Below are 12999 nucleotides of genomic sequence, written 5' to 3'. Positions count from 1 at the left end.
ATGAGGACATCCCCCAAGAAGGCGCGGCTGTCGGTCTATCTGGAACCGAAGCTGCTGGACGCCCTGACCGCGCACGCCACGCGGCGCGATCTCTCCCTGTCCCTGGTTGCGGAAGCCGCCATCGCATCCTTCCTGTCCCCCGATGCCGATGAGCGGCGGGAAGCAGCGATGAGCCGCAGGCTGGACCGCCTTGACCGGCAGGTCGCCCGTATGGAGCGCGATCTCGGGATCAGCCTTGAGACGCTGGCTTTGTTCATCCGCTACTGGATGACGGTCAGCCCGCCCTTGCCGGAACCAGCGGCCGCTACCGCGCGGGCGCAGGGGGCGGAACGGTATGAAGCGTTCGTGGCGGCCCTTGGACGGCGACTCAGCCGGGGACCGGTCTTCCGGCAGGAAATTCCCGACGACGTGCCTCCAGTGCCAGAAACCTGATCCCGCAATCCGCAAGTAAAAACCGCATCCCCTACGATCCTGTACGATCGTAGGAAAATACTGTTGAAATCAGGAGAAAGCAGCACTCTCTAATTGTCCCCGTCGTCGTCCGGAGAGGCCGGATGACCCGTAAAGACGGGGATTCCCATGGCGGTCACATCGATTGAAAGTGGTGTCCGACAGCGCGGCATATCCATGCTGCGCACGGCAATGGGACCGGCGATTGCCCGGCACCTCGCTGATCCCGCCGTGGTCGAGGTGATGCTCAATCCCGATGGCAGGCTGTGGATCGACCGCCTGTCCGAGGGGCTGGGTGATACTGGGGAGACGATCACACCGGCTGACGCCGAACGCATCGTGCGACTGGTGGCCCATCATGTCGGCTCGGAGGTGCATGAGGGGGCGCCCCGCGTGTCGGCGGAACTCCCGACCGGTGAGCGTTTCGAAGGGCTTTTACCACCCGTGGTGATGGCCCCAAGCTTCGCGATCCGTAAACCCGCCGTCGCCGTGTTCACGCTCGACGATTATGTCGAAGCCGGGATCATGGAAGAAGGGCAGGCGGCATATCTGCGCCAGGCAATTGCAGACCGGAAAAACATCCTGGTCGCTGGCGGCACATCCACGGGCAAGACCACGCTGGTCAACGCCCTGCTGGCCGAGGTCGCGAAAACCGACGATCGGGTCGTGCTGATCGAGGACACGCGCGAACTGCAATGTCGCGCGCCGAACCTCGTGTCGCTCCGCACCCGTGATGGTGTCGTCACGTTGTCCGAACTGGTGCGTTCAGCGCTACGGCTGCGCTCTGACCGTATTCCCATCGGCGAGGTGCGTGGCCCGGAGGCGCTCGACCTCCTCAAGGCGTGGGGCACGGGGCATCCCGGTGGCGTGGGCACGCTGCATGCTGGCACCGCCATCGGCGCACTGCACCGCATGGAGCAACTGATTCAGGAAATCGTCGTCACGGTGCCCCGTGCGCTGATCGCCGAGACCATCGACGTCATCGCCGTGCTGTCCGGACGCGGCACGGCGCGCCGCCTGTCCGAACTGGCTGAAATCGATGGCCTGGATCCTATGACGGGAGCCTATCGTATCCGGCCAGTCAGCCTTTCATCTTCCGAAACATCATTCTCTGACAATGGAGAGTCATCATGAGGCCGCCTTCACGTCTGCGCGCCATCGTGTGCGCTGTTGCACGTCCTGATCGGCATGTGCCGGATCTTCGTGTATTCGGAACGTCCACGCTCCTGTCGTTAGTTTTCGTGTCATCAGCCTGGGCATCCGGCTCCGGCATGCCGTGGGAAAATCCGCTCAACGAGATCCTGGAATCCGTGCAGGGGCCAGTGGCCAAGATTGTCTCTGTGATCATCATCACCGTGACCGGTCTGACCCTGGCCTTTGGGGAAACATCCGGCGGGTTCCGTCGCCTGATCCAGATTGTCTTTGGACTCAGCATCGCTTTTGCGGCCAGCTCGTTCTTCCTGTCCTTCTTCTCCTTCTCGGGCGGGGCGCTGATCTGATGGCGGGCTATGACGATGATGCGGTGCCTGGCTTTCATGTGCCGGTGCATCGCTCCCTGACCGACCCGATCCTGCTGGGTGGCGCGCCACGCGCGGTGGCGATTGCCAATGGCACGCTGGCGGCTGCGATCGCGCTGGGTCTGCGCCTCTGGCTGATCGGGGCTGTCTTCTGGATCGTGGGGCACACACTCGCGGTCTGGGGTGCGAAGCGTGACCCCTTCTTCATCGAGGTCGGGCGGCGGCATCTCCGCTACCCCGCCTGGCTGCGGGCATAAGGAGATCGGCGATGATGTCCCTTGGTGAATATCGCAATCGTTCTGCCCTCCTATCAGATTTTCTCCCATGGGCCGCTCTGGTCGAAAAGGGCGTGGTCCTGAACAAGGACGGCTCATTTCAGCGCACGGCAAAAATACGCGGTCCCGATCTGGATAGCGCAACACCCGCCGAACTGGTTGGTGTGACTGCACGACTCAACAACGCCCTGCGCCGGCTTGGTTCCGGCTGGGCGGTGTTCGTGGAAGCGCAGCGTGTGCCTGCCACGATCTACCCGGAAAGCGATTTTCCTGATGCCGCCAGTCAGATGGTCGATCTCGAACGCCGGGAGCAGTTCGAGGACGAGGGCGCGCATTTCGAGAGCCGGTATTTCCTGACTCTGGTCTGGCTGCCACCGGCGGAATCATCAGGTCGCGCCGAGCGTTTTCTCTATGAGGGCAGAGAACGGGACGGCCCTGATCCGCGTGGGATGCTCCATGCGTTCGTGGACCGCACGGATCGGATGCTGGCGTTGCTGGATGGGTTCATGCCCGAGGCGGCGTGGCTGAACGATGGCGAGACGCTGACCTATCTGCACAGCACTATTTCCACCCGAAACCAGCACGTCAGGGTGCCGGAAATCCCCATGCATCTGGATGCCTTGCTGGTGGATCAGCCGCTCGCGGGTGGGCTGGAGCCGAAGCTCGGTGATGCCTATCTGAAAACTCTGACCATTACGGGTTTCCCCAGCCGGACCTTTCCCGGAATCCTCGATGACCTGAACCGGCTGGCGATGCCCTATCGCTGGTCCACGCGGGCCGTCCTGCTGGACAAAACCGATGCGACGAAGGTTCTGACGAAGATCCGGCGTCAGTGGTTTGCAAAGCGCAAGAGCATTGCTGCCATTGTCCGGGAAGTGATGACCAACGAGGCGTCGGTTCTGGTGGACAATGACGCCGCTAACAAGGCGGCGGATGCCGATCTGGCCTTGCAGTCCCTCGGGGCCGACGATGTCGGGCAGGCGTACATCACAGCAACGGTCACGGTCTGGGATGGCAGCGCCAGTATTGCCGCTGAAAAACTCCGTCTGGTCGAAAAGATCATCCAGGGGCGCGACTTCACCTGCATGTCGGAAAGCCTGAATGCCGTGGAAGCATGGCTCGGTTCTCTTCCCGGTCATGTTTACGCCAATGTCCGTCAGCCCCCGGTCTCGACCCTGAATCTGGCGCATATGATTCCCTTGTCGGCGGTTTGGGCTGGCCCGGAGATGGATGGGCATTTCAAGGCCGCACCGCTGTTCTATGGCAAAACGGCGGGAGCCACGCCGTTCCGGTTTTCCCTGCATGTCGGCGATGTGGGTCACACCCTGATTGCTGGACCGACAGGGGCAGGGAAGTCCGTGCTGCTGGCACTGATGGCGTTGCAGTTCCAGCGCTATGTGGGTGCGCAGATCTTCGTCTTCGATTTCGGTGGCTCGATGCGTGCGGCTGCGCTCGGTATGGGCGGAGACTGGCATGATCTTGGGGGAGGTCTGACGGATGACGACGGGCTGGGGGTGGACGGTTTTCCTGGTGTTTCACTCCAGCCACTGGCGCGGATCGATGATACCGACGAGCGTAAATGGGCCAGCGAATGGCTGGGCCATATCCTGGTCACTGAAGGGATCGCGCTGACGCCAGACGTCAAAGCATACCTCTGGTCGGCCCTGAACTCCCTGGCGTCATCGCCCAGCCATGAACGCACGATCTCAGGTCTGGTAGCACTCCTCCAGTCCAACGCCCTGAAACAGGCGCTGGCCCCATACTGCCTGGGTGGTTCGTATGGCCGCCTGCTGGATGCGGATGCCGAACGGCTGGGTGACGCCGACGTCGTGGTGTTCGAAACCGAAGGGTTGATAGGCTCCGGTGCGGCGTCTTCCGTGCTGTCCTATCTGTTCCATCGCATTGAGGGGCGTCTGGACGGCCGCCCGACGCTGCTGGTCATCGATGAGGGCTGGCTGGTGCTGGATGACGGCGACTTCGCCGGGCAGCTTCGTGAATGGCTGAAAACGCTGCGTAAGAAGAATGCGTCGGTGATTTTTGCTACCCAGTCTTTGTCAGATATCGCGAATTCGCCTATCGCCCCGGCCGTGGTGGAAAGCTGCCCGACGCGGATTTTTCTGCCCAACGAGCGCGCCATCGAGCCGCAGATCATGGCGATCTATCGCGATTTCGGCCTGAACGACCGTCAGATTGCCATCATCGCCCGCGCGGCCTCGAAGCGGGAGTATTACTGTCAGACCCAGCGTGGCAACCGGCTGTTTGAACTCGGCCTCGGTCCCGTCGCTCTGGCCCTGTGCGCTGCGTCCGGCAAGGACGACCACAAGCTGATCGATGCGGTTCTGGCCGAGCACGGGCGGGATGGTTGCCTGCCTGCGTGGTTCGAAGCGCGTGGTGTCATGTGGGCGGCTGACCTTCTGCGGGAAAGAGGCGTGCCATGATGGAAAAACTTTTCCGTATCCGGGCAAAATATTTCCGTCCCGGATGTGTTGTGGCCGTGGGAACGGCTCTGGTTTTTCTCGTGCCGGTCGTACCTGTTTATGCGCAGTGGGCGGTGTATGACGGGGCGAATCACGTCCAGAACGTGCTGATCGCGGCCCGCACGCTCCAGCAGATCGACAACCAGATCACCTCGCTGGCCAATCAGGCCCAGATGCTGGTCAATCAAGGGCGTAACCTCGCGAGCCTGCCGCTGTCGACATTGTCGACGCTGCAATCAACGATTTCCCAGACGACGGCTCTGCTCGCGCAGGCGCAGAACATTGCCTACAGCGTCCAGTCCGTCGAGCAGCAATATCAGCAGGCGTATACGTCAGTGTCCTCCGGGATGTCCGATAGCGCCCTGTTTTCTCAGGCGCAGACACGCTGGCAGAATTCTGTCGGCGGGTTCGAGGATGCCCTGAAGCTGCAGGCGCGGGTGGTAGGGAACATCCCCAGCGACAGTTCGGCCATGACCCAGCTCGTGTCCGCCAGCCAGACCTCCACGGGAGCCTTGCAGGCGGCTCAGGCCGGGAACCAGCTTCTGGCCCTGCAATCCCGGCAACTGTCCGACATTCAGGCTGAACTCGCCGCCAATGGCCGCGCCACCGCCCTGCAACAGGCGCGCGAGGCCGCCACGGAAGCCGAAAGCGCGGCGCAGTATCAGCATTTCTCCCAGCATGACGCCTACGTGCCCGGCACCGTGTCCATGTTCGGCAGCAGCGGGAACTGACCGCCATGGCGATGAGCGACGTTGGCGTTATCGATACCTTCCTGAACACTTTCACCACCACCATCGACAGTGGGTTCGGTCTGGTGAAAGGGAACGTGATCTCTCTGGCCGGAACGCTGTCGGTGCTGGATATCGCCCTTGCCGGGCTGTTCTGGGCGTGGGCTGCAGATGAGGACATCATCCAGCGTCTGGTCAAGAAGACGCTGTATATCGGGTTCTTCGCCTGGATCATCAACGATTTCGATGCGCTCTCGAAGATCGTTTTCGATAGTTTTGCGGCTCTCGGTCTGAAAGCCAGCGGTGGTACGCTGGCACTTTCGGATTTCCTTCGTCCCGGCCGCCTGGCCTCGACCGGTTTCGATGCAGCCCAGCCGCTTCTGGACTCTGTCCACAATCTGCTTGGCCCAGTCGCCTTCTTTACGAATTTCATCCAGATCTTCGTGCTGTGCCTGTCCTGGCTGATCGTGCTGGCGGCATTCTTCATTCTGGCGGTTCAGCTCTTTGTCGCCCTGATCGAATTCAAGCTGACGACGCTGGCAGGCTTCGTGCTGATCCCCTTCGCCCTGTTCAATCGCACCGCCTTTCTGGCCGAGAAGGTGCTGGGCAATGTCGTGTCCTCGGGTGTGAAGATCATGGTGCTGGCGGTCATTTCCGCCATCGCATCGGTGCTCTTCAAACAGTTCACCATCTCCTACGGCAGCGATGTTCCCACGATCGGGCAATCCGTATCGGTGGTGCTGGCGTCTCTGGCAATTGTCGGCCTGTCCATTTTTGGCGGCAGCATTGCCAATGGGCTGATTTCCGGCGCACCCCAGCTTGGGGCAGGGGCCGCTGTCGGCACTGGTGTGGCGGTGGGCGCCATGGGTGCTGCTGCCGTAGCGGGCGTTGGAGCCGTCGTTTCTGGTGGTGCCGCAGCCGTCGGCGCGACCGCCGCTGCTGCGCGTGGCGGGGCTGCGATCGCCGGGGCCGCCACGTCAGCCTATTCGGCCGGAGCCGCTGGCGCCTCTGGTGGCGCGGGCAGCATAGCCGCCGGCCTCGGAGGCATGGGCCGGGCTGTCGGCGGGAATGTCGCGAATGCGGCCAAAGGGGCGGCTTCGCGTGCAGGCTCATCGCTCAAGGAAAGCTACGCCGCTGGCGGACGCTGGGCTGCACGCGGGATGGGGGGCGACAGTCCAACGGGCGATGGCGGTGACGGCAGTTCATCCGGTGGTGGTGATCCCACGGGTAGCGGCCCCGCCGGTTCTGGTTCGTCTGGTCCCGACGGTGGTGGCGGTTCCGGTCCGACAACCGGCGGTGAGCCACCGCGCTGGGCACGGAACATGAAACGTCGCAACACCGCCGCCCATGCTGCCGAGGCGGCTCATGTCATCCGCTCCGCCGATGGCGGGGGCGGGTCGGCGTCCATCGACCTCTCGGAGAAAGAATGATGTTCCGTCGCTCCACCATACGTTACGGGACCACGCCCGAGCCCGTGACACCCTATCAGAAAGCAGCACAGATCTGGGATGACCGCATCGGCTCCGCCCGCGTCCAGGCCCGCAACTGGCGGCTGATGGCCTTCGGTAGCCTTTTCCTGTCTGCGGGTCTTGGGGCCGGGCTGGTCTGGCAGTCCGCGCGTGGCACGATTGTGCCGTGGGTCGTGCAGATCGATCGGCTGGGGCAGACGCAGGTCGTGGCTCCGGCAACAGCGGGTTATACGCCCGCCGATCCACAGATTGCTTGGTATCTGGCCCAGTTTATCGGTGATGTCCGTGGTCTGTCGTCCGATGCGGTCGTGGTCCGGCAGAACTGGCTGCGGGCTTACGACTTCACCACGACATCGGGGGCTGTGGCGCTGAATGACTATGCCCGCCTGAACGATCCGTTCTCGCGGATCGGGCATGAGCAGGTCGAGGTGGACATCGCCTCAGTCATCCGGGCTTCCCCCGCCAGTTTCCGTGTCGCCTGGACCGAGCGGCATTATCGCGATGGGGCTTTTGTAGGCACGGAGCGATGGACGGCAATCATGTCCATTGTTCTGCGCACGCCGCGTGACGCTGACCATCTGCGGAAAAATCCCCTCGGCATTTACGTCTCCGCCATCAACTGGTCGAAGGAGCTGGGCCAATGATCCGTCATGCGCTTCGTGTCCTGCCGCTGCTGGTCCTGCCTCTGGCGGGCTGCGCGTCGCAGTATCATCCGCCGGTCATCCGCTACGATGACGCCGCTCAGGCAACCCGGCTGCCCGATCCGCCGAAGCCGGTGCAGGTGGTGGAAGTCCCGAAACTGCTGCCCTTGCCGGGGCAGCTTAAAGCTCTCCCGGCGCGACGGGCTGTTCGTCCTCCTCCTGAGGTTCCTGATCCGACCGTGCGCGTTACGGAGGCCAATCTGGCAGCGCGCATTCAGCCCACGCGGGCCGGGTTCATCAATGCCGTGCAGGTCTATCCCTACAGTCCGGGCGCACTCTATCAGGTCTACACCGCGCCCGGTGAGATTACCGACATCATGCTCCAGCAGGGCGAAAAGCTGGTGGGCACCGGACCGGTGGCAGCAGGGGATACGGTGCGCTGGATCATCGGCGATACCGAAAGCGGGGCAGGGACAACGAAACGCATCCATATTTTTGTCAAGCCGACCAGGCCGGATCTCACCACGAACCTGATCGTCAACACGGACCGGCGGACCTATCTTGCCGAACTGCGCTCCACGCCCGCGACCTATATGGCGTCGGTTTCATGGAATTACCCTGAGGATGACCTGATTGCCCTGCACAGGCAGAACAGCGCGGCAGAGGACGAAGCGCCTGTGGATGCGGGCCTCACTCTCGACGCCCTGAATTTCCGCTACGCCATCCAGCCGGTCAAAGGCGGCACACCGGCCTGGCTACCCGGTCGGGCGTTTGATGACGGTCACAAGGTCTATATCGCCTTCCCATCGGGAATAGGGCAGGGAGAACTGCCACCGTTGTTCGTGCTGGGGGCCGATGGCGGGCCGGAACTGGTCAATTACCGGGTGCGCCAGAACTGGATGATCGTGGACCGGCTGTTCGCCGCCGCTGAACTACGCCTGGGAGACAAAAACTCCGAGCAGCGGGTGCGCATCGTGCGGACAGATGGCAGGAAGTCATGAGTGGGGAAACCCCGGCAGGCGAGGGTAATCCTGCTACACCAGCAGTATCCCCGCCACCCGATCTGCGGCTGCGGGCGGAACGCCCGCGTGTGGTGCGGCTGTCGCGCACCGTCGTCTGGTCGTTGGGAGGTGTCGCCATGATCGCGGTGGCGTTTGCTCTGGGCTATGCGCTGGAAAGCAGCCGTCAGGCCCCGCCCTCGACGGAGGCGCAGGACGTTGACGCGCATTCGTCCGCCGATGGTCTGGCAGGGTTGCCGTCCGACTATGTCGGCAAGGACGTGCCGAAGCTGGGACCAGCGCTGCCCGGTGATCTGGGGCATACCATCCTGCACGCACAGGAGCAGGGAAAGGTCGCATCCGGTGGCGATGATCGCCGCGCCGCGCAGGAGGTGGAGGCTGCGATCGCCAGCAAATTGTTCGTGCAGACGGGGGAGCGGAACCGGGGCAACGAACAGGCTGCTCCGTCCACATCGGGTGCCTCTGCCTCCCAGGCAAACTCGTCCCCTGCGACCGACGCACAATCTGGCAACCGCGCCTTTCTGGCGGGACAGCCTGACCGCATGACCGTCAGCCTCGACCGCGCCATGCCGCCAGCTTCACCCTATATTCTTCAGGCGGGCACCGTGATCGCGGGGGCGTTGAACACCAAAATCAGTTCCGACCTGCCGGGCCAGATTACCGGGCACGTCACCCAGAACGTCTATGACAGCCCGACCGGCCGCTATCTCCTGATCCCGCAGGGGAGCCTGCTGTTCGGGGCCTATAACAGCGGCATCTCCTTCGGGCAGCAGCGCACCCAGATCATCTGGACCCGGCTGATCTTCCCGAATGGCGACAGCCTGGTGCTGGAGAAGCTGCCGGGTGGCGACGCCATCGGCCAGTCTGGTCTGTCCGACGAGGTCAACAACCACTGGGGTCAGCTTTTCAGGGCCGCCATCGTGACCACGCTTCTGAGCGTGGGATCAGAGGCCGGAACCAGCCAGAGCGAGAACAATCTGGCCCAGGCGATCCGCAGTGGGGCCAGTAATGGGTTTTCCATGGTCGGCAACCGGCTGATCGACCGCAGCCTCAACGTCCAGCCGACCCTGACCGATCGGCCGGGGTTACGCTTCACCGTCGTCCTTAACCGCGACCTTGTCCTGAAACCCTGGCACGCAAAGGAGCCCGCCCCATGACAACCTTGCGCATCACCGAAATTCCTGATGACCGACCCGTGCGTGTTACGGTCCAGCTTCCTGCTGATCTGCATCGCGATCTGTTGGCCTATGCAGCGATGGTGCGTGACAATGGACGTCCTGCCGATCCGATAAAACTCCTGCCCCATATGATCCGGGCATTCATAGGTTCTGATCGGGTGTTCCAGAAAGCCCGGCGTGATCGAACAGTGTCAGGTGTTACAGTGCCCGACGGGCATCTTCCAGCGCGGTAAGGATACGTCGGGTCACGGGCGAGCACCTGTCTCTTCTGGAGATGACACCGTAATCCAGATGTGGTCGGCCATCACCATCCACGATATCCACCGCTACGATCTGTTTTTTCATGGCATCTGGAAGAAAGGCGAGCCACGCATCTGGAAGGAGGGCAATCCCTTCGCCATTGGCGACCAGGGCGATAACGCGCAGACTGCCAATATCATGATGGTGAATAATGGGATGCGTCCCAGCCTGGGTCATGCGACGTTTCAGAAGGGTATGTAGTTCATGCCCGGCATTGTCCGTTCCGATCAGGAATGTCTCGCCAGCGAGAACTGTCCATCGGACGGAAGGTCGGTCCGCCAGAAAATGTCCGACTGGCACGACCACCACAATCCGGTCACTCCACAACGGCGTTATTGCCAGCACAGTGTCCATCGAAGGAAGGGTCGTAATGGCCATGTCCAGAAAATCCATTTCCACGAGGTGACTCAGAAACTCGCAGGTGCCCTCGCGATAACGGAAGGCAATGTCGGGCTGATGATGCCGACAGGGTTCCAGCAGGGCTGACGCCCGACCCGGCGGAATGCAGCTTTCGATGCCGATGTTTACTAACCCGTGCTCCCCATTCCCCCAGCGTCGTGTCTGTTCGTAGAGGCTCAGCGAGCCATCAAGAAGATCATTTGCTTTCTGGAGAAAAGCTGTCCCGGCGGGTGTCAGTGTCGCGCCACTCGGCGAGCGCAGGAAAAGACACGCCCCGATGCGTCCCTCCAGCAGGTGGAGGGTACGGCTGAGTGCAGATTGTTTGTATCCCAGAGCGCGGGCCGCCCCGTGAATGCTCCCATGAACCGCGATTGCGCGGACGATCCATAATTCACGTAACTCAAAGGGCGGTCGACGCATGATGGTTCACAGTCTGGCCGTGCCGCCGAGAGCGTAGAATATTCCGTGGCTTATACGAGTGGCGCAGCATCAGCGTTGCTTTGTGGATTTATGCTCACGTACTTGCAGGCTCGTGATGCATCGTCACGATCATCCATATGATGGACGATGTGTCTGAAGAGGGAGAGCCGACTGCAATACACATTCGGCCGGGGGTTCGTGGTCCGTTATGGTTCCCATCCAAAGCAGTCTCATGGTGTTTCCCTGTGAGGCGAAATCGAAATTTCATGCTCGATAGAGATAGGACGATTCCCGGCAAAAAATATTCAGAAAAACAGGCAGGACGGACAGCGAAGCTGACCCATTCACAAAGTCAGTTGCGGAAATCCTGTCCTTCCCGTATGGGGAAATGAGAACCGTTCTTAAATACATCTTCATGCCCGCCAGATATCAGGGAAGGAGATGGACCGAAGCGGGGAAGGAGCCCCGAGGCAGTGCCGCGTGACAGAAAGTTTCTGGCCTTATACGCCGCCCACCGTAATGCCCTGCTGAATTACGCGAGCACCATCACCGGTGATCGCGTGAACGCGGAAGACGTGGTGCAGGAAGCCTGGGTACGGTGCGCTGCTGCTGTCGCGCCACGGGAAAACCCGCTGAGCTATCTGTATCGCGTCGTGCGTAACCTGGCTATTGATGGGCGTCGCAAGGCCGATCTGGAACGTCGGCGCCATGACGCCGGTGACACTGACCGGATTAACCAGATTGCGGAAGACAGGGCGTCCCCCGAGGCCGAATTGGTGGCCCGGGATAATATCCGTCGTCTTCAGGACGCCCTTGCAGAACTGCCCGAACGCACCCGTCGCGCGATCGAACTTTATCGACTGGGCAACCACACATATAAGGAAGTCGCGGAACAGCTTGGCATTTCTGTCGGGCTCGCCCATGCCCTTGTCCTGGATGGGCTTGAGCACTGTCGTAAGCGCCTTGGCGGCATTGAATAAGTTCATATGCATTTATTTTTTGAAAATACGCATCATCCAGTTCGTCTTTATGGCCGGGAGCGAAGCGCATCATCCGTAGCGTTCCGCAGCATCGCCGGATACTGAGAGCATGGCTACGGAACAGGATGATCAGGCGGACAGGGCAATTCCCTCACCGCGCAAGGCAACCGAATGGCTGCTGGCACTGAACGAAGCGCCGGATGACGTGCTTCTGCAGCGTCGGTTCCAGGCATGGCTGACCGAAGACCCGGCTCATGAACGGGACTGGATCAGCGTCAATAGCATGTTCGACCAGCTTGGCATCGCGCTGTCACCGGACACAGTGCCTGTGGAAGCGGCTAAGGTGGTGCCGTTCCCGGCGAACCGGGCCACGAAACGGCGGCGACTGGCTGTTATGGCGGTGGGTCTGGCTGCGGCCTGCGTGGCGGCTGGCGTTTTCAGTCCGGAACTCCTGCTACGTTTGCAGGCCGATCAGATAACGGGCGTTGCCCAGCAGCGCGAAGTCACGCTTGCTGATGGCAGCACGATCCGGCTCGCGCCATCAAGCGCCATTGCGACCCACTTCACTGCCGGACGCCGTGATGTTCGTCTCCTGCGTGGCGAAGCCTTTTTTCAGGTGACCCATGATGCGAAGCGACCCTTTGTTGTGACGACAGGGGCAGTTCAAACCACGGATGTAGGAACGGCCTTTGACGTTCGTCGTAACGCTGCGGACACAACTGTCGCTGTCCGCGAGGGAGCGGTCCAGGTTGAAACCAGCGGATCGCCGCATGGGGTGCGTGAAGTGCTCCGTGCCGGAGATGAAATACGCGTTCAAACGCATGGTGATCGTGTTTTCGACGTCGCCCGTCGGCACATAGAGCCGGAAGAAGTTGCTCTGTGGACGAGCGCACGGGCTATGGTGCGGGACCGGACGGTAGGCGACGCCGTGGAGGCTATCCGGCCTTGGTTCCATGGTGTCATTGTCCTGCGTGGCGACCTTGCGCACCAGCCGTTGACCGGGGTCTACAATCTATCTGACCCGCTTGAGGCGCTCGCGGCCGTCGCGCACGCGCAGGGTGCCACGATGTATCGGATCTCGCCCTGGATTGTTGTTCTGTCCGCGCGCTGATCGTCTGATCTCAAAAATTCGAAAACTTTTTTTGA

14 protein-coding genes are annotated in these 12999 nt (G+C 61.7%); 13 read left to right on the top strand and 1 reads right to left on the bottom strand.

What is annotated here, in order from left to right; all coding sequences use genetic code 11:
* From HNR55_RS13130 to HNR55_RS13080, 11 genes are all read left to right on the top strand, one after another.
* Positions 1 to 432, top strand: a complete 432-nt coding sequence (locus tag HNR55_RS13130; RefSeq protein WP_166116164.1) for a CopG family transcriptional regulator — start codon at positions 1 to 3, stop codon at positions 430 to 432.
* Between the two features lie 147 nt (positions 433 to 579).
* Positions 580 to 1584, top strand: a complete 1005-nt coding sequence (gene trbB / locus HNR55_RS13125; protein WP_166116116.1) for a P-type conjugative transfer ATPase TrbB — start codon at positions 580 to 582, stop codon at positions 1582 to 1584.
* On the top strand, positions 1581 to 1949 hold the full coding sequence (locus HNR55_RS13120) for a TrbC/VirB2 family protein (protein WP_184382728.1): 369 nt from the start codon (positions 1581 to 1583) through the stop codon (positions 1947 to 1949). Before trbB ends, HNR55_RS13120 begins: the two co-directional genes overlap by 4 nt.
* Positions 1949 to 2224, top strand: a complete 276-nt coding sequence (locus HNR55_RS13115) for a VirB3 family type IV secretion system protein (protein ID WP_166116118.1) — start codon at positions 1949 to 1951, stop codon at positions 2222 to 2224. The genes HNR55_RS13120 and HNR55_RS13115 overlap by 1 nt, the downstream gene beginning before the upstream one ends.
* An 11-nt stretch (positions 2225 to 2235) precedes the next feature.
* Positions 2236 to 4680 carry a conjugal transfer protein TrbE gene (trbE, locus tag HNR55_RS13110; RefSeq protein WP_166116120.1) on the top strand — a complete coding sequence of 815 codons (2445 nt, stop codon included), beginning with the start codon at positions 2236 to 2238 and terminating at the stop codon, positions 4678 to 4680.
* The gene (trbJ, locus tag HNR55_RS13105) at positions 4677 to 5450 is read left to right on the top strand and encodes a P-type conjugative transfer protein TrbJ (protein ID WP_166116122.1); all 774 of its coding nucleotides are present in this window, start codon (positions 4677 to 4679) and stop codon (positions 5448 to 5450) included. Before trbE ends, trbJ begins: the two co-directional genes overlap by 4 nt.
* A gap of 5 nt (positions 5451 to 5455) precedes the next feature.
* Positions 5456 to 6877, top strand: coding sequence for a P-type conjugative transfer protein TrbL (gene trbL, locus HNR55_RS13100; protein ID WP_166116123.1), 1422 nt, complete (start codon positions 5456 to 5458; stop codon positions 6875 to 6877).
* Positions 6877 to 7560 (top strand): conjugal transfer protein TrbF, encoded by a 684-nt coding sequence (gene trbF, locus HNR55_RS13095; RefSeq protein ID WP_166116167.1) that lies wholly within the window; start codon positions 6877 to 6879, stop codon positions 7558 to 7560. Before trbL ends, trbF begins: the two co-directional genes overlap by 1 nt.
* The gene (gene trbG / locus HNR55_RS13090) at positions 7557 to 8558 is read left to right on the top strand and encodes a P-type conjugative transfer protein TrbG (RefSeq protein WP_166116125.1); all 1002 of its coding nucleotides are present in this window, start codon (positions 7557 to 7559) and stop codon (positions 8556 to 8558) included. The genes trbF and trbG overlap by 4 nt, the downstream gene beginning before the upstream one ends.
* Entirely contained in the window at positions 8555 to 9733 is a 1179-nt protein-coding gene (locus HNR55_RS13085; RefSeq protein ID WP_166116127.1) for a TrbI/VirB10 family protein, read from the top strand. Before trbG ends, HNR55_RS13085 begins: the two co-directional genes overlap by 4 nt.
* Positions 9730 to 9987 (top strand): DUF2274 domain-containing protein, encoded by a 258-nt coding sequence (locus HNR55_RS13080; protein ID WP_166116129.1) that lies wholly within the window; start codon positions 9730 to 9732, stop codon positions 9985 to 9987. Before HNR55_RS13085 ends, HNR55_RS13080 begins: the two co-directional genes overlap by 4 nt.
* Here the strand turns inward: HNR55_RS13080 and HNR55_RS13075 are convergent.
* Entirely contained in the window at positions 9953 to 10873 is a 921-nt protein-coding gene (locus HNR55_RS13075) for a LysR family transcriptional regulator (protein WP_166116131.1), read from the bottom strand. The two genes, HNR55_RS13080 and HNR55_RS13075, sit on opposite strands and share 35 nt — an antisense overlap.
* A gap of 473 nt (positions 10874 to 11346) precedes the next feature.
* Between HNR55_RS13075 and HNR55_RS13070 the strand changes: the two genes are divergently transcribed.
* Entirely contained in the window at positions 11347 to 11853 is a 507-nt protein-coding gene (locus tag HNR55_RS13070; protein ID WP_166116132.1) for a sigma-70 family RNA polymerase sigma factor, read from the top strand.
* Between the two features lie 109 nt (positions 11854 to 11962).
* Complete coding sequence (locus HNR55_RS13065; protein WP_166116134.1) at positions 11963 to 12964, top strand: FecR family protein; 1002 nt, start codon at positions 11963 to 11965, stop codon at positions 12962 to 12964.
* The last annotated feature ends 35 nt before the right edge of the window (positions 12965 to 12999 follow it).

The sequence above is a fragment of the Acetobacter lovaniensis genome, from assembly GCF_014207635.1.
Lineage (GTDB): Bacteria > Pseudomonadota > Alphaproteobacteria > Acetobacterales > Acetobacteraceae > Acetobacter > Acetobacter lovaniensis.
Note: the sequence above shows the minus strand (reverse complement) of the source record. Positions and strands in the feature narration are given on the sequence as shown.